We start from the raw sequence: 21114 nt of genomic DNA on the forward strand, positions 1-21114 counted from the left end.
CCATGACTGGAACGCCGCACAAGGCACTCGACGGCATCCGCGTCCTGGACATGACGCACGTCCAGTCCGGTCCCTCCGCGACCCAGCTGCTCGCCTGGCTCGGCGCGGACGTCGTGAAGCTGGAGGCGCCGACCGGCGACATCACGCGCAAGCAGCTGCGTGACCTGCCGGACGTCGACTCGCTCTACTTCACGATGCTCAACTGCAACAAGCGCAGCATCACCCTCAACACCAAGACCGAGCGCGGCAAGGAACTGCTCACCGAGCTGATCCGGCGCTCCGACGTCATGGTCGAGAACTTCGGTCCGGGCGCGGTCGACCGGATGGGCTTCACCTGGGACCGCATCCAGGAGATCAATCCACGGATCGTCTATGCCTCCATCAAGGGGTTCGGCGAGGGCCCGTACACCAACTTCAAGGCGTACGAGGTCGTCGCGCAGGCGATGGGCGGTTCGATGTCGACCACCGGTTTCGAGGACGGGCCGCCGCTGGCGACGGGGGCCCAGATCGGGGACTCGGGCACGGGCGTCCACGCGGTGGCGGGCATCCTCGCCGCGCTGTTCCAGCGGGAGACCACCGGGCGTGGGCAGCGGGTGAACGTGGCCATGCAGCACGCGGTGCTCAACCTCTGCCGGGTGAAGCTGCGCGACCAGCAGCGCCTGACCCATGGCCCACTCGCTGAATACCCCAACGACGACTTCGGCACGGAGGTTCCCCGCTCGGGCAACGCGTCCGGCGGCGGGCAGCCCGGCTGGGCCGTCAGGTGCGCGCCGGGCGGCCCGAACGACTACGTGTACGTCATCGTGCAGCCCGTCGGCTGGAAGCCTCTCAGCGAGCTGATCGGCCGGCCCGAGCTGGCCGACGACCCCGAGTGGGCGACCCCGGAGTCCCGGCTGCCGAAGCTGGGCAAGATGTTCCAGCTGATCGAGGAGTGGTCCGCGACCCTGCCCAAGTGGGAGGTGCTGGAGAGGCTCAACGCGCACAACATCCCGTGCGGCCCGATCCTGTCCACCAAGGAGATCATCGAGGACGCCTCCCTGGTCGACAACGAGATGGTGGTCACCGTGCCGCATCCCGAGCGGGGCGAGTTCGTGACCGTCGGCAGCCCGCTGAAGCTGTCCGACTCACCCGTGGAGGTGAGCAGTTCGCCCCTGCTCGGCGAGCACAACGAAGAGGTCTTCGTCGGCGAGCTGGGTCTCGGTGACGAGGAGCTGCGCCTGCTCAAGTCGAACGGGGTGATCTGACGTGATGGCGGAGGACCGGGCCCTGAGGGTGCGCGCGCTGCTCGACTCCGTGCGGGCCGAGGGGCGCACCGCGCTGACCGCCCCCGAGGGCAAGGTGATCGCGGACGCCTACGGGATCGCCGTACCCGGGGAGGAACTCGCCACCGACGTCGAGGAGGCGGTGGCGTACGCGGCCCGCTTCGCGGGACCCGTGGTGCTGAAGATCGTCTCCCCGGACATCCTGCACAAGACCGACGCCGGCGGAGTGGTCGTGGGCGTGGAGGGCGCGGCCGGGGTACGGGAGGCGTTCCACCGGATCGTCGCCAACGCGCGCGCCTACGACGCCTCGGCGCGCATCGAGGGCGTCCAGGTCCAGCGACTCCTGCCCCCGGGGCAGGAGGTCATCGTCGGGGCGGTGACGGATCCGACGTTCGGGAAGGTCGTCGCGTTCGGGCTCGGCGGGGTGCTGGTCGAGGTCCTCAAGGACGTCACCTTCCGGCTCGCCCCGGTGGACGCCGACGAGGCCCTGTCGATGCTGGACTCGATCCGCGCGGCGGAGGTCCTGCGCGGGGTGCGCGGGCAGGCGGCCGTGGACCGCTGGGCCGTGGCGGAGCAGATCCGCCGGGTCTCGCAACTCGTCACGGACTTCCCGGAGATCGCCGAGGTGGACCTCAACCCGGTGATCGCCACGCCCGAGGGGGCGACCGCCGCCGACATCCGGGTGATCCTCGCCCAGGAGCAGCCGCCGGAGCGCCGCAGGTACACGCGCGAGGAGATCCTCACCTCGATGCGCCGCCTGATGCAGCCCTCGTCGGTCGCCGTGATCGGCGCCTCCAACGAGCAGGGCAAGATCGGCAATTCGGTGATGCGCAACCTGGTCGACGGCGGCTTCTCCGGAGAGATCCACCCGGTGAACCCCAAGGCCGACGACATCCTGGGCCGCAAGGCGTACCGGAGTGTCACGGACGTCCCCGGTGAGGTGGACGTCGCGGTCTTCGCGATCCCCGCCCGGTTCGTGGCCTCGGCCCTTGAGGAGGTGGGACGCAAGGGGATCCCCAACGCGGTGCTGATCCCGTCCGGGTTCGCGGAGACCGGGGAGCACGGACTCCAGGCCGAGATCGTCGCGATCGCCGAGCGGCACGGCGTGCGGCTGCTCGGGCCGAACATCTACGGCTACTACTCGACGTGGCAGGACCTGTGCGCCACGTTCTGCACGCCGTACGACGTCAAGGGCGGGGTGGCGCTGACCTCGCAGTCCGGTGGCATCGGCATGGCCGTCCTGGGCTTCGCCCGCACCACGAGGACGGGCGTGTCGGCGATCGTCGGCCTGGGCAACAAGTCGGACCTGGACGAGGACGACCTCCTGACCTGGTTCGGCGAGGACCCGCGCACCGAGTGCATCGCGATGCACCTGGAGGATCTCAAGGACGGCCGCGCCTTCGTCGAGGCCGCTCGGGCGACCGTACCGAGGAAGCCTGTCGTCGTGCTCAAGGCCGGCCGGACCGCCGCCGGAGCCAGGGCGGCCGGATCGCACACCGGGGCGCTCGCGGGCGACGACGCCGTGTACGACGACATCCTGCGGCAGGCGGGGGTGATCCGGGCGCCCGGCCTGCGCGACATGCTGGAGTACGCGCGCGCGTTGCCGGTGCTGCCCACCCCCCGGGGCGACAACGTGGTGATCATCACCGGGGCGGGCGGCAGCGGGGTGCTGCTGTCCGACGCGGTCACCGACAACGGCCTGACCCTGATGGAGATCCCGCCCGACCTGGACGCCTCGTTCCGGGCGTTCATCCCGCCGTTCGGGGCCGCGGGCAACCCGGTCGACATCACCGGGGGCGAGCCGCCCTCGACGTACGAGGCGACCATCCGGCTGGGTCTGGAGGATCCGCGTGTCCACGCGCTGGTCCTCGGCTACTGGCACACCATCGTCACTCCCCCGATGGTCTTCGCCGAGCTGACCGCGCGCGTGGTGGCCGAGTTCCGCGAGCGCGGCGTCGAGAAGCCGGTCGTGGCGTCGCTCGCGGGCGACGTCGAGGTCGAGGCGGCCTGCCAGTACCTGTACGAGCGGGGGGTCGTGGCGTACCCGTACACGACCGAGCAGCCGGTGGCCGTGCTCGGCGCGAAGTACCGCTGGGCGCGGGCCGCGGGACTGTTGGGGGGCGGTTCATGACGTGAGGGAGTTCGGGGCCGGCCGACGGTGCGCGTCGGCCGGCGCCAGGACCCGTGCGCGCACGAAAGGCAACGGACAGGGGGCGCTGGCCAGATCTTTCGACGCAAGGGGTGCAACGAGCCGTGACAACCACCGACGTTCCACAGGTCGCCGCCTACCGGGAGGTGGCCGACAAGAACGGACGCGTCTACCGCGTGGGCGAGTCCGACATCGACATCATGGGGCGCAAGCGCAAGTGGATGGTGATCCTGCCCTGGATCGGCATGATGGGCATCTCCTCCGCCGAATACGCGTTCGCGTCCGCCGAGGACACCCTGCACACCGCGCATTCCTGGAACAGCATGCACATCTTCTGGATGATGACCGTCTGGGTCTTCTTCCAGGCCGCGGTGGCCTTCCCCGCGGGAAAACTGCGTGAGAGCGGCCGGCTTCCGGCCCGCTGGGCGATGATGCTCGGCGCGGTGGGCACCCTGCTGGGCTATCTCTCGCTGGCGTTCGCGCCGCATGTCGTCTTCGCCTACATCGGCTTCAGCATGTTCAGCGGCATGGGCGCGGGCATGGTGTACGCCACCTGCGTCAACATGGTCGGCAAGTGGTACCCGGAGCGCAAGGGCGGCAAGACCGGCTTCGTCAACGGCGGTTTCGCCTACGGTTCGGTTCCCTTCGTGTTCCTCTTCAACGGCTACATGGATCTGACGAACTTCCGCTGGGTGCTGGTCTCGGCCGGTGTCCTGCTGGCCGGGATGGTCGGCTTCGCCGGCTTCTTCTTCAAGGACCCGCCGAAGAACTGGTGGCCGGCCGCCGTCGATCCGCTCAACCCGCCCAAGGACCCGCGCGCGGCGCGCTCGATGCGCATGAACCCGCCCGCGGTCCGCCAGTACTCCCCGAAGGAGGCGTGGGGCACCGGCCGGGTCGCCCTGATGTGGTTCTGCCTGGCCTGCACCTCGGGCGTGAACATCTTCGGCATCGCCTTCCAGGTGGACATCGGCGAGGAGGCGGGCTTCGCCGGGGGCATCGTGGCGACGGCGATGTCACTGAAGGCGATCGTCAACGGCACCGGCCGCGGTGTCATCGGCTGGCTCTCCGACCTCTACGGACGCAAGCGGTGCCTGCTCGTCGTCTGCGTCATCCTCGGCCTCTCCCAGTACGGCATCCTCTGGTCGGCCGAGGCGAAGAACCTTCCGCTCTTCCTGGTCTTCTCCTCGATCTCCGGCTTCGGCGGCGGCGCCATCTTCCCCATGTTCGCCGCGCTCACCGCCGACTACTTCGGTGAGAACAACAACGCGTCCAACTACGGCATGGTCTACAGCGCCAAGCTCGTCTCCGGGCTCGGCGCGGGCATGGGCGCCGTGGTCGTCAGCGCCTGGGGGCACTCCGGTGCCTTCATCCTGGCCGGTTCCATCTCGCTGTTCGCCGGCTGCATGGCGCTGTTCCTCACCCCGCCGGGGCGTGACAAGGGCAGGCGCATCGTCCCCAATCCCCAACCGCTCGGCGAGGAGACGGCGTGAGGCCGGCGCGCTGACCGTCCGTACGGCCGAGGAGGCCCTCCCCGTCGCGGGGAGGGCCTCCTCGTGCGGGTACGGCTGTCAGCACTTCTCGCGGAGGGAGTGCAGGTGCTCGCTGGACTTGCGGGCGAAGGTGAAGGACTCGGCCGGGTTGTCGTGCTCGGCCTGCCAGTGGTGGGCGAACCGTTGGCCCCGCAGCCGGGTCACCCCGGAGATGAACCGCTGGTAGTCGATGTCCCCGTCACCGACGTCGGTCATGCGGTAGCCGTACTGGTTCGCCGGGTCGCTGACGCCGTCCTTGACGTGGAAGAGCGGGTAGCGGTGCGGCTGCCTGAGGACGTAGTTCAGGGGGTCGAAGGGCGCGGGCCTGCCGTCGGGCCGCTTGGAGAAGCGGAACTGGCCCGAGTAGGCCCAGAAGATGTCCATCTCCAGGAAGACGAGATCGGGGTCGGTCTCCGCGAGGAGCACGTCGTAGAGGCGGACCTTGGGGTTGTCGGTGGCGAAGGAGAACTCCTCGGAGTGGTTGTGCTGGTAGAACTTCATGCCGCGGGCCCGTGCCGCCGCGCCGTAGGTGTTGAAGTCCTCGGCGGCGCGCTTCCAGGCGTCGACGGTCGAGCCGTAGCGGAAGGGGCCCGAGGCGGTGCCGATGTGCTTGAGGCCGAGGGCCTGGGCGTCGTCGAGGACCTTGGTGAGGTTGGTGGCGAAGGTGTACGCGGCCGGGTCGTCGGAGTAGTAGCCGACGTGGCTGCCGATGGGGTTCAGGCCGTGGTCGCGGGCCAGCCGCTTCAGCTGGGCGAGGGTGATGGGGCCCGCCGAGCCCTGGGTGTAGCCGGCGAACTCGACCTCGTCGTAGCCGTACTTCTCCAGTTCGGCGAAGACGGGGGCGAAGCCGAGGGTGGAGACCTTGTCGCGGAGGCTGTACAGCTGGATACCGAGGCGTCCGGGCGGCAGGACGGGACGGCCGCGGCGCCCGGCTGAGGCGGCGGGGGCCGCCGCCGGGGGCGCGGCCGCCGCCGGGGTGGCCGCGCTGCCCAGCAGTGCGGCGGCGGTGGTGCCCGCGGCCACGCCGAGCATGCCTCGTCTGCTGAGTCGGTGGGTGAGTTCGGGGTCGGGCTGGATCATGCGGCTCATGCGGGAACTCCTCCTGGTCACGGGGCGTTGTCGGTGGTGAGTGCTTCACTGGGAACCGGTCGAGGTCCGGGGGGTCCCCTCAGGCGAGACCGGCGACTCGGAGCAGTAGGGCTTTCACATCGGTGGCCGCGAGACGGTCGCCGACAGCACGGGGGGTGGAGCAGATGAGGAGCGGACCGTCGTCGTCGCTCTGCGGAAGGCGGCCGTGGCTGCCGCGAATAGGTGAGGGGTCCAGGGGCACGACCGCCATGCGGTAGCGCATGCCGAGCTTCTTGCGCGCCAGGGCGGTGGCGGCCTTGACCTTGACGTAGGGGTCGAGCGGGTCCATGAACAGCTCGACCGGGTCGTAGCCGGGTTTGCGGTGGATCTCGACCAGGCGCGCGAAGTCGGGCGCGCGATCGTCGTCGAGCCAGTAGTAGTACGTGAACCAGGCGTCCGGCTCCGCGAGGGCGACGAGTTCGCCGGCGCGCGGATGGTCGAGGTGGTGGGCCTTCTTGCCCTCGTCGTCGAGGAGTTCACCGAGTCCGGGCAGTCCGTCCAGCGCCGCCCGGGTCGCGTCGAGGTCCTCGGGGCGGCGCACATAGACATGGGCGATCTGGTGGTCGGCGACGGCGAAGGCGCGGGACGCCATCGCGTCCAGGTACTCCATGCCGTCCTGGGTGTGGACCTCCAGCAGGCCCGCGCGGCGCAGGGCGCGGTTGATGTCGACGGGCCGGTTCACACGGGTGATGCCGTATTCGGAGAGCACGACGACGGTACGGCCCTCGGCGCGGGCGTCGTCCAGGAGCGGTGCCAGCGCGGTGTCGAGGTCGGTGGCCGCCTTCAGGGAGCGCGGGTCGTCGGGGCCGAAGCGCTGGAGGTCGTAGTCGAGATGGGGGAGGTAGGTGAGGGCCAGGTCCGGGTGGCGCGTGCGGATGATGTGGCGGGTGGCGTCGATGATCCAGCGGCTGGAGACCAGGTCGGCGCCGGGTCCCCAGAAGTGGAAGAGGGGGAAGGTGCCGAGTTTCTCGGTGAGTTCGTCGTGCAGGTGGGGCGGGCGGGTGTAGCAGTCGGGTTCCTTGCGGCCGTCGGCGTAGTAGATCGGGCGGGGGGTGACGGTGATGTCGGTGTCGGCGCCCATGGCGTACCACCAGCAGATGTTGGCGACGGTGTAGCCGGGGTGGGCGCGGCGCGCGGCGTCCCAGAGCTTGTCGCCGGCGACCAGGCCGTTGTGCTGGCGCCACAGCAGGACGTCGCCGAGTTCCCGGAAGTACCAGCCGTTGCCGACGATTCCGTGCTCGGACGGGTGGGTGCCGGTGAGGAAGGTGGATTGGGCGGCGCAGGTGACGGCGGGCAGCACGGTGCCGAGCGCGGCGCGTGAACCGGACCCGGCGAGGGTCTTGAGGTGGGGCATGTGGTCGAGGAGACGGGGGGTGAGGCCGACGACGTCGAGGACGAGGAGCGGGACGGGACCGCTGTCGGGGGCGGTCCGTGGGGCGCTGGTGTTCATGGCAGCTCCTTCAGGCCGAGGTCGGTCAGCAGGTCGCGGGCCAGGGTGAGTTCGGCGGCGATGCCGTCGGCGAGCTGGGCGCGGGTGCCGGGGCGCAGTTCGGGCGGGAGGGCCTGCCAGGTGTAGGTCTCGACCTCCAGATGGCGGACGAGGGGGCGGGGGCCGCCGACGAGCCGGGTCAGTGTGTCCTTCAGGACGGGGAGGGTGGAGGTGAGGGGCGCGGCGGGGGCCGCGTGCAGCGGGACGTGGAAGTGGGACCGCCAGGGCACGGCGTCGGGGAGTGCCCGGCCGGTGAGGGCTTCGCCGAGGTCGTCGGTGCCGCGCAGGCCGGCCGCCGTCCGGGCGCGGGTCTGGTGCAGGAAGCGGGGTTCGTCGAAGGCGGCGAGCGCCTCGCGCACCTCGGGCAGGTGGGGTTGCTCGGCGTGCAGGGCGGCGGAGAGCTGGGATTTGACGACGGGTGTCCGGGACGCGGTGAGGGCGTCCAGGGCGGTGTGCGGATCTTCGAAGGAGGTGGCGAGGTGGCAGGTGTCGACGCAGATCCCGATGCGGGGGTGGCCGATCGCGGCGAGCGGGGCGATGGCGTCGGCGGTCGTCTCGACGACGCAGCCCGGTTCGGGTTCCAGTCCGATCCGGATGGAACGGCCGGTGAGTTCCGCGAGCGCGTCGAGGCGTTCGCCGAGCGCGCGCAGCGCGGTGCGGGCGGACTCGGCGGGGCGGGTCCGCCAGGCGAGCGGCAGGGTGGAGATGCTGCCCTCGTCGACGTCGTCGGGGAGCAGGCCGGTCAGGACCCGGGCGAGGGCGGTGGTGTGGTCGAGGCGTTCGGGTTCGGTCCAGTCCGGGCGGTAGACGCGGTACTTGACCTCCTCGGCGCCGAAGCCTTCGTAGGGGAAGCCGTTGAGGGTGACGACTTCGAGTCCCCGCCGGTCGAGTTCGCAGCGCAGGCCGCGCAGGGCGGCCGGGTCGGTGACGAGGGCGCGCGCGGCGTCCCTGGCCAGCCACAGGCCGATGCCGAGGCGGTCGCGGCCGAGGCGCCGGCGGACCGGTTCGCAGTGGTCGCGCAGTTGGGCGAGGACCCCGTCGAGGGTTTCCGCGGGGTGTACGTTGGTGCAGTAGGCGAGGTGGACGGTGGAGCCGTCGGGGTGCCGGAAGCGCATCGCTCACGCCCCGCCGCGCAGGATGGAGTTGCCCTCGTGGGTGGCGTCGGGGGCCGCGATCTCCAGGTTGAGCCGGCCGCTGAGCCCGTAGAAGGCGACGGGGTTGCGCCACAGCACGCGGTCGACCTCGTCCTCGGTGAAGCCGTCGGCCAGCATCGCCTCGCCGACCCTGCGGGTCTTCAGGGGGTCGCTGCGGCCCCAGTCGGCGGCGGAGTTCACCAGCACCCGCTCGGGTCCGTGGGCCCGCAGCACGGCGACCATCCGCTCCTCGTCCATCTTGGTGTCGGGATAGACGGAGAAGCCGAGCCAGCAGCCGCTGTCCTTGGCCTCCTTGACGGTGGTCTCGTTGAGGTGGTCGACCAGGACGCGGTCGACGGGCAGCGCGGACTCGCGGACGACGTCCAGGGTGCGCCGCAGCCCGGCCGCCTTGTCGCGGTGCGGGGTGTGCACCAGCGCGGGCAGCCCGTGGTCGGCGGCGAGCTGGAGCTGGGCGGCGAGGGCAGAGTCCTCGGCCGGGGTCATCGAGTCGTAGCCGATCTCCCCGACGGCGACGACCTGGTCCTTGACGAGATACCGGGGCAGTTCGTCGAGGACCGGGAGGCAGCGGGGGTCGTTCGCCTCCTTGGGGTTGAGGGCGAGCGTGCAGTGGTGGGCGATGCCGTACTGGGCGGCCCGGAAGGGCTCCCAGCCGAGGAGGGAGTCGAAGTAGTCGAGGAAGGTGGCCGGCGAGGTGCGGGGCTGGCCCAGCCAGAAGGAGGGTTCGACGACGGCGCGGACGCCCGCGTCGTGCATGGCCCGGTAGTCGTCGGTGGTCCTGGACGTCATGTGGATGTGGGGGTCGAAGATGCGCATCAGGACTCCTTGCCGTGGGGGTGGACCGAGCCGTGCGGCGGTGCGGGCGGGCCCGCCTCGGTCAGGGCCAGGACGCGGTACAGGTCCTCGGGGACGGTGCGGCCGGCGGCGGTGCGTTCGGCGGCGTAGTCGTCGAGCATGCGGGCGAGTTCGGTGTCGGCACGGGCCCGGCGCTCCAGGTCCGCCACGGCGCTGACGGGCACGCCGGTAAAAAGGCACTTCAGTACGGCGTGGCGCCACTGGTGGGGGTCGAGGTGCCGGGCGGCGTAGGGGCCGACGGCGGCGCCGAGGATTCCGGTGTCGTTGGTGCGCAGGGCGTCCTCGACGAGCGGGAGGGCCTCCGGGCCCGGCACGAGGTGGGGCAGGGCGTGCAGGACGGCCCGGCGTTCGGCGCCGGTGCCCTGGAAGTAGACGCGGGCGGCCGCGTCGGCGTCGGCCCGCGCCGCGATCAGGATGAGGAGGCGGACGGCGTCGGCGTGCCCGGCGCCGCAGCGGCGGCCCGCCTCGGCCACCCGCAACTCCCAGACGGAGATGGGTCCGTGGGCGCCGGGATGGGCGGCGGCCTCGTCGAGGGCCTGGTCCAGCCAGGCGCGGGCGGCTCCCGGGAGGTGGGTTCTCAGGTGGGCCCGGAGCTCTGCGGGCGGAGACTGTGCGAGGGCGGCGCCGGGAGCGGGCCGTCGGGCGGGGTCCGCTGTGGGGGTGCCCGTGGGGGTGCCCGTGGTGGGGCGGGGGTGGGTCATGAGGTGCTCCCTTCGGGGATGGCCGAGGGTTCGCCGGGGTGCGGGGCGGGGGTGGGCCCCGCAGCGGCGGTGGCGGTGGCGGCGGCGGCGGCGCGGAGGAACGGGAGGGAGCGCTCGGCGTGGTGGGGGCCGGCGTGGGAGTGGCGGGGCAGTTCCACCACGGTCAGGCCCCGGTAGCCGGTGGCGGCGAGGGCCGCCAGGACGGGCGGGAAGTCGATCTCGCCGTCGCCGAAGGGCAGGTGTTCGTGGACGCCGCGGCGCATGTCCTCGATCTGGACGTGCCGCAGCCAGGGAGCCGCGGCCCGGACGCAGTCGGCGGGAGGGAGGGGTTCGAGGCACTGGCAGTGGCCGATGTCGAGGGTCAGGCCGAAGGGGGCGGGGTCCCCGAGGAGGCGGCGCAGGTGGTGGAAGTCGGCGAGGGTGGCGAGGAGGTGGCCGGGCTCGGGTTCGACGGCGAGGGGGATCCCCGCGGTGGCGGCCGCTTCGAGGACGGGGGTGAGCGATGCGGCCAGCCTCTTCCAGGCGGTGTCCGGGTCGACGCCGTGCGGGGGGACGCCGCTGAAGCAGTGCACGGCGTGGGCGCCGAGGTCGGCGGCGATCCCGACCGCGCGGATCAGCAGGTCGGCCCGGCGGGCGCGGGCGCCGGGGTCGGGGTCGAGGAGGGAGGGGCCGTGCTTGCGGCGGGGGTCGAGGACGTAGCGGGCCCCGGTTTCGACGGTGACGTCGAGGCCCAGGGTGTCCAGCCGGTGCGCGAGGCGGCTCACGCGGCCGGGGAGGTCCGGGGCGAGCGGGTCCAGGTGCATGTGGTCGAGGGTCAGGCCGACGCCGTCGTAGCCGAGGTCGGCGAGGAGGGAGAGCGCGTCGTCGAGGCGGAGGTCGGTGAGGCCGTTGGTGCCGTAGCCGAAGCGCAGGGAGGGGGCGGGACCCGGCGTGGGGGTCACGTGATGCTCACCTTCCTCGCGAACCGGCGGCCCAGCGGGGCGAGGGCCGCGACCAGCACCGCGGTGACGGGGGCGCCGGCGCGGGCGGCGAGGGCGGCCTGGAGGGGGATGGCGGCGCGGACGCCGGCGCCGACGGCGCGTTGGGTGAGCGGGGGTGAGGGGTTGAGGGCGGCGTGCAGGTAGGGGCGGGCGGCGGTCGCGGCGTAGGTCGCGGCTAAGGCGGCACGGAGGGCGGCGGTCCCCACTCCGCCTGCCGTAACGGACTCGGCCCCCGTGCCGGTGCCACTCCCGGTCCCGGACCCGGTCCCAGTGCCGGTGCCGGTGCCGGTGCCAGTGCCAGTCCCACTGCCGGTCCCGGTCCCAATCCCACTGCCGGTCCCGGTGCGGGACCCGGTCCCGGTGCCGGATCCAGTGCCGATCCAGGCCCCCGTGCCGATCCCGGCCCCCGTACCCGTCCCGCTCGCTCCGGCGGGCGCGCCTCGCCCGTCCGCGCGGACGCCTGTGACCCGGGCGCCTGCGACCCGGACGCCTGTGACCCGGACGCCTGTGACCCGGGCGCCTGTGGCTCGGATGCCTGGGATCCGGGCGCCCGCGATCCGGGCGCCCAGTAGTCCCGTTGTCGCGAGTGCCGCGAGGGGGGCCAGGGAGGAGCCGCCCTGGGTTTCCTTCCGGGAGACGAGGGTGACCGCCAGGGTGTGGGTGCCGAGCAGGGCCGCGGACGGCAGGGCCCTGCGGGTGGGACCGCCGGTGGCCGCGGCGCCGAGCAGCAGGTCGAGGGCGCGGGCCGTCGCCATCGCCGCGGGTCCCGCCGGGGTGTGCTTCAGGCGCAGGTCGTAGGCCCAGACCGTGGCGGCGAGCGGGACGGCGACGCGGAGTGCGGGACGGCCCGCGCGGGCGGCGAGGGCCAGTCCGGTGGCCGTGAGGGCGCAGGCCGCGGTGAGGGCGGCGGCGGGGCGGACGCGACCGGAGGGCAGGGGGCGGTGCGGGCGTTCGACGGCGTCCTCGGCGCGGTCGGCCCAGTCGTTGAGGGCCATGCCGGCCTCGTACAGGCAGAGGGAGGAACCGATGGCCAGCAGGGTGCGGGGGCTACGGGGCGCTCCGGTGGCCGCCGCTCCGGCCAGGGCGTCGCCCGGGACGGTGAACAGGGCGGGCAGGCGCAGGAGTTCGGCCCAGGGGTGGCAGGTGCCGGCCCTGCCGAGCCCGCTCACCCCGCCTCCCCCACGCCGCTCCCCGGTGTTGGGCCCGCGTCCGCCGCCGCGTCCGGACCGGCCAGCAGCGCCCCGAAGCGGACGAGTTCCCCGTACTGCTCGGCGAGGGACGCGGGGCCGGAGCCCACCGGGTCCTTGAAGTAGAAGCCGAGGGCGCCGAGAGGGCCCGACAGGCCGCGCTCGTGGGCCCGGGCGGTCAGCCGCGCCAGGTCGAGGACGAGGGGCGCGGCCAGCGCCGAGTCGCAGCCCTGCCAGATGGTCTGGAGGACCATGCGGGTGCCGAGGAAGCCGTCGAAGGCGATGTGGTCCCAGGCGGTCTTCCAGTCGCCGAGGGCGGGGACGTCGTCGATGTGCACCTGCCCCTCGGGGACCGTGCCGAGGGTGTCGGCGAGGACGCGTTCCTTGCCCGCGTTCTTCGCCGCCGCGGCGGCCGGGTCGGCGAGAGCCGCTCCGTCGCCGCCGCCGAGCAGGTTGGTGCCGGACCAGGCCCGTACGGTGAGGGCGCGCTGGGCGAACATCGGTCCGAGCACGGCTCGCAGCAGGGTCTGGCCGGTCTTGCCGTCGCGGCCCGCGTGCGGCAGGCCGCTCAGCTCGGCCTCGCGGGCGGCGACGGGGTGGTGCAGGCCGGCGGAGGGGGTGAAGTTGACGTAGGAGCAGCCGGTCCGCAGGGCAGCCAGCGCGTACAGGGTGCCGGCGGGAAGGGGGGCGCCGGGCTGCTGCGGGGCGGGTTCGGTGGAGGCGACGTTGACGACGACGGTCCGTGCCAGGGCGTGCCGGTGCGTGAAGTCACGGATGTCGTCGGCGAAGGCCGCGATCAGTTCGGCCTCGGTCCTGGTGTCGCCCGGTACGGGGCCGCCGGGCCGGATCTCCCGGTCGGCGGCGGCGAGTTCGGCGGCGACGGCGGTGGCGACCCCGGGCGGCAGGACTCCGCCGGCGGTGAGGGTCTCGGCCCGTTTGGGGAGCGGGCAGTCGAGGGTGTCGTGGCCGCCGAAGACGAGGTCGGACAGGGCGGGCAGGCCGCTGTCGGCGAAGGCCGGGGTCTCGGTCACCATGCCGGTGGCCGGGTGGAGTCCGGCGGTGACGGCGGCGCACCCCGTGACGACGGTGGTGGCGACGGAGCCGCGTGCTCCGATCAGCCACACCCCCACACGCGGTCGGGCAAGGGACGCGGACATGAGCAGCCTCCTGATCGTGCGCGAGCCTGGTGGGGGTGGTACGAAGACGGCGGGCGGAGGTCCGGCGTCCTCCGCCCGCCGTCGCTCAGCCGCCCGTGGTGGGCAGTTCCTTCAGCCGGATGTCGCGGAAGGAGACCTGGTCGGCGGCACCGTGGTTCTGCAGGCCGATGTAGCCGTCGGTCAGGCTCCGCTCGGGGTCCTTGTTCGTGAAGTCGTTGATCTTCACGCCGTTGAGGAACACCTGGAGGCGTTCGCCCTGGACCTTGATCTCGTAGGAGTTCCACTGGCCGGGCGGCCGGAGAACCTGGTCACGGGCCTTGATGTTCGCCGACTTGAAGGAGTACACGGCACCCGTGGTGCGGTCGGCCGCGTCGGTGGCGTCGATCTGGATCTCGTAGCCCTTGTTCACCGCGGACCAGGGGTCGTCGGAGGCGGGGAAGCCCACGAAGATCCCGGAGTTGTCGTCGCCGCGCATCTTCCAGTCGAGCTTGAGCGAGTACGACTTCAGCTCCTTGGCCTGGTACCAGAGCAGGCCCATGCCGCCCTCGGAGACCAGGGTGCCGTCCTGGACGTCGAACTTGCCGGGGCCGGCCTGCTTCCAGCCGTCCAGGGTCTGCCCGTTGAAGATCTTCCGGTGGTCCTTGCTCGGCTTGCAGTCCGCCTTGACCTGGCCGGTGGCGTACTGGAGGCCGCCGAGCAGGTGGGCACGGAAGGCTTCGTCGGCGTAGGACTCCTTGGTGTGGCCGCCGCCGGTGTAGAAGGACCGGCCGCCGCCGTAGCTCTGGCACCAGGCGATCGGGTGGTCGCCCTTCATGGTGCCGCCCTGGTAGGTGGTCTCGTCCAGGGTGGCGAGGACCTTGGCCTGTCCGCGCGGGTTGGTGCGGTAGTTGTACCACTCGTCGGTGCGCTCCCAGGTGTCGCCGAGGTGCGCGGTGGACGGGTGGTCGTGGTCCTCGACGCGCACGGTGGCCTTCTGGATGGCCGGGTGCGAGTCGAAGTAGGCGCCGACCAGGCCGCCGTAGAACTCCCAGTCGTACTCGGTGTCGGCGGCGGCGTGGATGCCCAGGTATCCGCCGCCGCCCGCGACGTACTTCTCGAACGCCTGCTGCTGCTCGGCGTTGAGGACGTCACCGGTGGTGGACAGGAAGGCCACCGCGTCGTACTTGGCGAGGTTGGCGGTGGTGAACTGGCGTGCCTCCTCGGTCGCGTCGACGGTGACGCCGGCCGGGGCGCCCAGTTCCTTCAGGGCCGCGATGCCGGCCGGGATGGAGTCGTGCCGGAATCCGGCGGTCTTGGAGAAGACCAGGACCTTCTTGCCGCCCTTGAAGGGTTCCTTGGAGAACTCGAAGTCGTCGACGTCGTAGAGCGCGCCGTCGCCGCCCTTGAAGACGAGGTAGATCTCCGTGGTGCCCCGGGGCAGGGCGCGCAGCGGGACGTCGACGTTCTGGAAGGTGTCCCAGCTGCCGGTGGGCGGGATGTACGCCGAGCCGTGCAGGGGTCCGTCGGGTGAGCCGGTGCGCAGTTCGACGAAGCCGCCCGAGCCGCCGGAGGAGGCCCGTACGGTCAGCTTCTTCTGGCCGTCGAAGCGGTAGGGGCTGAAGGAGATCCAGTCGCCGTCGTTGATGTCGCCTACGGTCTTGCCGCCGTTGGCTCCGGCCTTGTCGTAGGTCTGGATGCCGGACTGCCTGCCGAAGTGCTCGGCCTGGCGGTGCAGCGGCTGGAGGACGGCGCGGGCCGTACCGGTGAGTGCCTCCTGGCCGTTGGCGCCGCCGTCGGTGTAACTGGCGCCGACGACACCGTAGATGTTGGCGTTGGGGTCGTGTCCGCCGTCACCGGGCGGCGGGGTGAGGGTGCCCTCGCAGCCCGTCTCGCTGGTGAGTTCGTGGGCGTGGGAATCGTGGCCGAGGCTGTAGGCGACCTTGACCTTGGTGCAGTCGACGGTCTCCTCGGGGTCGGTGACGGTCACCTTGAAGGGGACGGGCTTGCCGAACTCGGCGAGCGCGCCGTTGCCCGGGATGTCGATCCGTACCTTGGGCTCGGTGTTGCCGACGACGATCCGGACGCTGGCGTTGCCGGTATTGCCCTCGGGGTCGGTGGCGGTGAAGGTGGCGCTGTAGGTGCCGACCTTCTTGTACTTGTGGGTCGGGCTGAGCCCCTCGCCGGTGGTGCCGTCGCCGAAGTCCCAGCTGTAGGTCAGCTCCGGGAAGTCGGCGTCCTTGGCGGTCCCGGTGAAGGTGACCTTCAGGCCGGCCGCTCCGGACGTCCGGTCGGCGGTGGCCTCGGCGATCGGGGAGAAGCCGTCCTCGGCGTTCTCGATCCGGTACAGCGCGGAGTGCTCGTCGCCCTGGAACCAGGAGACGCCGTAGTCGAGGACGTAGAGCGCGCCGTCGGGGCCGAACTCCATGTCCATGATCTGGGTGCCGGTCCACGGGAAGTCGTTGATCTTCGCGACGGTGCCGTCCGCGTTCTGCTCGATGCGCTTGATCCAGCGGCGCCCGAACTCACCGGCGAAGAAGTCTCCGTCGTAGGACTCGGGGAACTTCACGCTGGAGTCGAGGTCGGGGTCGTAGCGATAGACAGGTCCGGCCATCGGGGACTCGGAACCGCTGCCGAACTCGGGCACGGAGCCGCCGTCGTAGGGGATCCAGGCCGCCTGCGCGGGCGGCAGGTCGACCAGGCCGGTGTTGTGCGGCGAGGTGTTCCTCGGCGCGGCGCAGTCGAAGGTCTCGCCGGAGGTGCCGGCGGCGAAGTCGTAGTCGACGTAAGGGTCGTTGTCGCCGGTGCAGAACGGCCAGCCAAAGTTGGCGGCCTCGGTGACCTTGGCGAACTCGACCTGTCCGGCCGGGCCGCGTGTCGGCGAGGCCGCACCCGCGTCGGGGCCGTAGTCGCCGACGTACACGGTGCCGGTCTTGTCGTCGACGCTCATCCGGAACGGGTTGCGGAAGCCCATCGCGTAGATCTCGGGGCGGGTCTTCTCGGTGCCCGGGGTGAAGAGGTTGCCCTCGGGGACGGTGTAGGAGCCGTCCTCGGCGACCTTGATACGGAGGATCTTGCCGCGCAGGTCGTTGGTGTTGCCGGAGCTGCGGCGTGCGTCGAAGGCGGGGTTGCGCCCCTCGCGGTCGTCGATCGGGGTGTAGCCGTCGGAGGCGAAGGGGTTGGTGTCGTCGCCGGTCGACAGGTACAGGTTGCCGTCCGCGTCGAAGTCGATGTCGCCGCCGACGTGGCAGCAGGTGCCGCGGGAGGCCGCGACGTCGATGACCTTCTTCTCGCTGGCGAGGTTCAGTGTGCCGTTGCCGTTGAGGACGAAGCGGGAGAGGCGGTTGACGCCGTCGAACCTCGCGAACTCCTCGGCGGTGCCGGTCTCGGGGGCGTCCCCGGCGGGGGTGTCCAGCGGCGGGGCGTAGTAGAGGTAGATCGCCCGGTTGTTCTCGAAGTCCGGGTCGATGCCGACGCCCTGGAGGCCCTCCTCGTCGTGGCTGTAGACGTCGAGTTTGCCGGCGACCTTGGTGACGCCGCCCTGGTCGGTCAGGCGGAGCGTGCCGTCGCGCGAGGTGTGCAGGACGCTGAGGTCGGGGAGGACGGCGAGCGACATGGGCTCGCCCGTCTCGGGTTCGCCCTTGGCGAGCGGAACCTGCTGGAACTGCCCCTCGGCGGCGGCCGGTTCGTCGTGCTCGGGGTGGCCGGGGTGGCCGGGGTGGGCGCCGGCGACGGTCGCCGGGGCGCCGACGGCCAGGACGAGGCCGGTGAAGAGGGCGAGGGCGGTGCGAAGCCTGGGGCTTCTTCGGGTGCGGGTGCGGGTGGATCCGGTGCTGTGCACGAAGTCCCTCCGGGAACGGTGTGGGCCGTGTGGGATGGGTGCGGAGACGTGCGGTGCGGGCGCCGGGGTGCGCCGTCACCCCGGAGGTGTGTGCCGTGAGCGCTTTCCATGGGCGCGGAGGGCACTTCGGTGTGTCCTGGACTCACGAGCCTGTTCTCGGCTCACAAGCCTGTTCTCGGCTCACGAGCCTGTTTCCAACTGACGACTCTGTCCTGAACACATCAGGGACGTTAACCGTGTCAGTGCGAGTCGAACACCCCTTGCACCGGGATTGATTCAACTTTTTCCCGGCTCAGGACAAAGTGGCATCAGGGCAGGTCGGAGAGGGGACCGGTGGTTGCGCCGACCCCGTCCCGACCCGCCGTCGGATACCCGATTCAGCTGTTGAACGCCGCGTCGAAGGACGCGCTGGGCGGCTCGAAGTCGTAGGCCTTCAGCCGGGTCAGGGCCTCCGGGGCGCCCTGGAGCCGGTCCATGCCCGCGTCCTCCCACTCGACCGAGACGGGACCCGTGTAGTCGATGGAGCGCAGCATCCGGAAGACGTCCTCCCAGGGGACGTCGCCGTGCCCCGCGGAGACGAAGTCCCAGCCGCGGCGCGGGTCGCCCCAGGGCAGGTGGGAGCCGAGCCGGCCGTTGCGCCCGTCGAGGCGCTTGCGGGCCTCCTTGCAGTCGACGTGGTAGATCCGGTCCCGGAAGTCCCAGAGGAAGCCGACCGGGTCGAGGTCCTGCCACACGAAGTGGGAGGGGTCGAAGTTCAGCCCGAAGGCCGGCCGTCGGCCGACCGCCTCCAGCGCGCGCCGGGTCGTCCAGTAGTCGTAGGCGATCTCGCCGGGGTGGACCTCGTGGGCGAAGCGGACGCCCTCGGCGTCGAAGACGTCGAGGATCGGGTTCCAGCGCTCCGCGAAGTCCTCGTAGCCGCGTTCGATCATCGACTCGGGAGCGGGCGGGAACATGGCGACCAGGTGCCAGATGGCGGAGCCGGTGAAGCCGATGACGGTGTCGACGCCGAAGGCCGCGGCGGCCCGCGCGGTGTCCGCGATCCGGGTGGCCGCGCGCCGCCGCACCCCCTCGGGGTCGCCGTCGCCCCACACCGCGTCCGGCAGGATCGCCCGGTGGCGCTCGTCGATGATGGCGTCGCAGACCGCCTGGCCGACCAGATGGTTGGAAATCGCCCAGCACTTCAGCCCGTACTTGTCGAGCAGTTCGTGCCGGGAGGCGAGGTAGCCGGGGTCGGCGAGCGCCTTGTCGACCTCGAAGTGGTCGCCCCAGCAAGCCAGTTCGAGTCCGTCGTAACCGAAGTCGCGGGCCAGGCGGCAGACCTCCTCCAGCGGGAGGTCGGCCCACTGGCCGGTGAAGAGCGTGAACGTGCGCGGCATGACCAGGGGCCTCCTCAGACCGCTATGGGCGTGTAGACGGAGTTCTTCTCGGCGCTCTCCTCCACCGCCGCGAGCACCCGCTGCACCTGGAGCCCGTCGGCGAAGGACGGCTCGGGCCCCCGGCCCTCGGCGACGGCGTGGACCAGGTCGCGGGCCTGGTGGACGAAGGAGTGCTCGTACCCGAGGCCGTGGCCCGGGGGCCACCAGGCGTCCAGGTACGGATGGTCGGGTTCGGTGACCAGGATGCGGCGGAAGCCGGCGCGCGCGGCGGGCTCCGTGCCGTCGTGGTACTCCAGCTCGTTGAGCCGCTCCAGGTCGAAGGCGAGCGAACCGCGCTCGCCGTTGAGTTCGAGCCGCAGGGCGTTCTTGCGTCCGGTGGCGAAGCGGGTCGCCTCGAAGGAGGCCAGCGCGCCGGAGGGGAAGCGGGCGGTGAACAGGGCGGCGTCGTCCACGGTGACCTGGCCGGTGCCGCCGTCGGCCGAGACCGCGGACAGCCCCTGCACGGACCCGCCGGGCAGCGGCCGGGTCCGTACGAAGGTCTCGGTCAGCGCCGACACCCCCGCCAGGCGCTCCCCCGCCACGTACTGCGCGAGGTCCACGATGTGCGCGCCGAGGTCGCCGAGCGAGCCCGACCCGGCGTGTTCCCTGCGCAGCCGCCAGGTGAGCGGGAACTGCGGGTCCACCAGCCAGTCCTGGAGGTAGGTGACCCGCACGTGCCGGAGCCGGCCGAGCCGGCCCTCGGCGACCATGCCGCGGGCGAGCGCGGTGGCGGGCAGGCGACGGTAGTTGAACCCCACCATCGCCACCTGCCCGCGCCGCTCGGCCTCCTCGGCCGCCCGCACCATGGCCTCGGCCTCCTCGACGGAGTTCGCGAGGGGTTTCTCGCACAGGACGTGTTTCCCGGCCTCCAGCGCGGCGACCGCGATCTCGGCGTGGCTGTCCCCGGGGGTGCAGATGTCGACGAGGTCGACGTCGTCCCGGGCGATCAGCGCCCGCCAGTCGGTCTCGGCCGCCGCCCAGCCGTGCCGGTCCGCGGCCCGGCGCACGGCGGCCGCGTCCCGGCCGCAGACCGCGGCCAGGACGGGACGCCGGGGCAGGTCGAAGACGCGCCCCACGGTGCGCCAGCCCTGGGAGTGGGCGGCGCCCATGAAGGCGTAGCCGACCATGCCGACGCGCAGCGGCGGCTTCTCGGCCTCGGCACCTTCTGACTGCTCGGGCTGTGCCATGCGGATGTCCTCCTCGTGCTTCGTCGGGGGTGGCTCAACCGGTGGACGGCACGGCTCACTTGAAACCGGTGGGCATGTACTGGTCGACGTTCTCCTTGTCGACGACGGCCGAGTACAGGGTCAGCGAGGCGGGGATCTCGAACTCGGCGAGCCCGCCGACGCCCTTGGCCTGGCCGAGCGCGCGGGCCAGGTCGATCGCGGAGGCGGCCATGGTCGGCGGGTACAGGACCGTCGCCTTGAGCACCCCGCTGTCCTGCTTGATGGCCTCGAACGCGGAGAGCGCGCCGGCCCCGCCGACCATCAGGAAGTCGTCCCGTCCAGCCTGTTCGATGGCGCGCAGCGCGCCGACACCCTGGTCGTCGTCGTGGTTCCACAGAGCGTCGAAGTCGGACTGCGCCTGGAGCAGTTGGGCCATCTTGGCCTGCCCGGACTCCACCGTGAACTCGGCGGCCTGGCGGGCCACCTTCTCGATGTTGGGGTAGTTCTTCAGGGCGTCGTCGAAGCCCTGAGTGCGCTGCTGGGTCAGCTCCAGGTTGTCCAGGCCCGCGAGTTCGATGACCTTGGCGCCGGACTTGTCCTTGAGCTTCTCGCCGATGTAGTGACCCGCGTTCAGGCCCATGCCGTAGTTGTCGCCGCCGATCCAGCAGCGGTACGCCTGGGGCGAGTTGAAGATGCGGTCGAGGTTGATGACCGGGATGCCTGCGCGCATCGCCTTCAGTCCGACCTGGGTGAGGGCCTTGCCGTCGGCGGGCAGCACCACCAGGACGTCGACCTTCTTGTTGATCAGCGTCTCGATCTGGCCGATCTGGGCGGCGGTGTCGTTGGAGCCCTCGGTGATCTCCAGGGTGACGTCGGAGTACTTCTTCGCCCGGTTCTTGGCGTTGTCGTTGATGGCGTTGAGCCAGCCGTGGTCGGCCTGCGGGCCGGCGAAGCCGATGGTGACGGCCTTGCCGGGCTTGTCGTCGGCGGCCGGCTGGTCGTTGGCGGCCGGTTCGTCGTCCGACTCGTTGCTGGTGCACCCCGCGAGGAGGACGCCCGCGCCCACGGCGGCGGATCCGAACAGCAGCCCTCTGCGACTCGTGAACTCTGGCATGGCGGTGAACCCTT

Annotated in this window: 15 protein-coding genes; 3 read left to right on the forward strand and 12 right to left on the reverse strand. The window is 71.8% G+C overall.

From position 1 onward, the window contains the following. Positions 1-2 precede the first annotated feature (2 nt). From frc to AB0E07_RS18500, 3 genes are all read left to right on the forward strand, one after another. Positions 3-1244, forward strand: coding sequence for a formyl-CoA transferase (frc, locus tag AB0E07_RS18490; protein WP_362252588.1), 1242 nt, complete (start codon positions 3-5; stop codon positions 1242-1244). 4 nt (positions 1245-1248) lie between these two features. After that, positions 1249-3393, forward strand: coding sequence for an acetate--CoA ligase family protein (locus tag AB0E07_RS18495; protein ID WP_362252591.1), 2145 nt, complete (start codon positions 1249-1251; stop codon positions 3391-3393). A 122-nt stretch (positions 3394-3515) separates the two neighbouring features. Further along, entirely contained in the window at positions 3516-4901 is a 1386-nt protein-coding gene (locus AB0E07_RS18500) for an OFA family MFS transporter (protein ID WP_362252594.1), read from the forward strand. Between the two features lie 78 nt (positions 4902-4979). On the opposite strand, the gene AB0E07_RS18505 is transcribed toward AB0E07_RS18500, so the two are convergent. The 12 genes from AB0E07_RS18505 to AB0E07_RS18560 form a co-directional block, all read right to left on the reverse strand. Beyond that, positions 4980-6029: a sugar phosphate isomerase/epimerase gene (locus AB0E07_RS18505; protein WP_362252597.1), complete on the reverse strand. Its 1050-nt coding sequence runs from the start codon at positions 6027-6029 to the stop codon at positions 4980-4982. 79 nt (positions 6030-6108) lie between these two features. Then, the gene (locus AB0E07_RS18510) at positions 6109-7518 is read right to left on the reverse strand and encodes a nucleotide pyrophosphatase/phosphodiesterase family protein (RefSeq protein WP_362252600.1); all 1410 of its coding nucleotides are present in this window, start codon (positions 7516-7518) and stop codon (positions 6109-6111) included. Beyond that, positions 7515-8672 carry a metabolite traffic protein EboE gene (gene eboE / locus AB0E07_RS18515; RefSeq protein WP_362252603.1) on the reverse strand — a complete coding sequence of 386 codons (1158 nt, stop codon included), beginning with the start codon at positions 8670-8672 and terminating at the stop codon, positions 7515-7517. The genes AB0E07_RS18510 and eboE overlap by 4 nt, the downstream gene beginning before the upstream one ends. Positions 8673-8675: 3 nt before the next feature. Continuing rightward, positions 8676-9524 (reverse strand): TatD family hydrolase, encoded by an 849-nt coding sequence (locus AB0E07_RS18520; protein ID WP_362252606.1) that lies wholly within the window; start codon positions 9522-9524, stop codon positions 8676-8678. Beyond that, a complete protein-coding gene (locus AB0E07_RS18525) occupies positions 9524-10264 on the reverse strand; it encodes an EboA domain-containing protein (RefSeq protein ID WP_362252609.1) in 741 nt (246 codons plus the stop codon). The genes AB0E07_RS18520 and AB0E07_RS18525 overlap by 1 nt, the downstream gene beginning before the upstream one ends. Beyond that, complete coding sequence (locus tag AB0E07_RS18530) at positions 10261-11205, reverse strand: sugar phosphate isomerase/epimerase family protein (RefSeq protein ID WP_362252613.1); 945 nt, start codon at positions 11203-11205, stop codon at positions 10261-10263. Before AB0E07_RS18530 ends, AB0E07_RS18525 begins: the two co-directional genes overlap by 4 nt. Continuing rightward, positions 11202-12413: an SCO3242 family prenyltransferase gene (locus AB0E07_RS18535; RefSeq protein WP_362252616.1), complete on the reverse strand. Its 1212-nt coding sequence runs from the start codon at positions 12411-12413 to the stop codon at positions 11202-11204. The genes AB0E07_RS18530 and AB0E07_RS18535 overlap by 4 nt, the downstream gene beginning before the upstream one ends. After that, a complete protein-coding gene (locus tag AB0E07_RS18540; protein WP_362252619.1) occupies positions 12410-13588 on the reverse strand; it encodes an inositol-3-phosphate synthase in 1179 nt (392 codons plus the stop codon). Before AB0E07_RS18540 ends, AB0E07_RS18535 begins: the two co-directional genes overlap by 4 nt. An 85-nt stretch (positions 13589-13673) precedes the next feature. Then, a complete protein-coding gene (locus AB0E07_RS18545) occupies positions 13674-17405 on the reverse strand; it encodes a ThuA domain-containing protein (protein ID WP_362252622.1) in 3732 nt (1243 codons plus the stop codon). Between the two features lie 377 nt (positions 17406-17782). Beyond that, entirely contained in the window at positions 17783-18781 is a 999-nt protein-coding gene (locus tag AB0E07_RS18550; protein ID WP_362252625.1) for a sugar phosphate isomerase/epimerase family protein, read from the reverse strand. Positions 18782-18795: 14 nt separating this feature from the next. Then, positions 18796-20007 carry a Gfo/Idh/MocA family oxidoreductase gene (locus AB0E07_RS18555; protein WP_362252627.1) on the reverse strand — a complete coding sequence of 404 codons (1212 nt, stop codon included), beginning with the start codon at positions 20005-20007 and terminating at the stop codon, positions 18796-18798. A 55-nt stretch (positions 20008-20062) separates the two neighbouring features. Beyond that, entirely contained in the window at positions 20063-21100 is a 1038-nt protein-coding gene (locus AB0E07_RS18560; protein WP_362252630.1) for a substrate-binding domain-containing protein, read from the reverse strand. Between the last annotated feature and the right edge of the window lie 14 nt (positions 21101-21114).

The sequence above is a fragment of the Streptomyces sp. NPDC048002 genome (assembly GCF_040653275.1).
GTDB lineage: Bacteria > Actinomycetota > Actinomycetes > Streptomycetales > Streptomycetaceae > Streptomyces.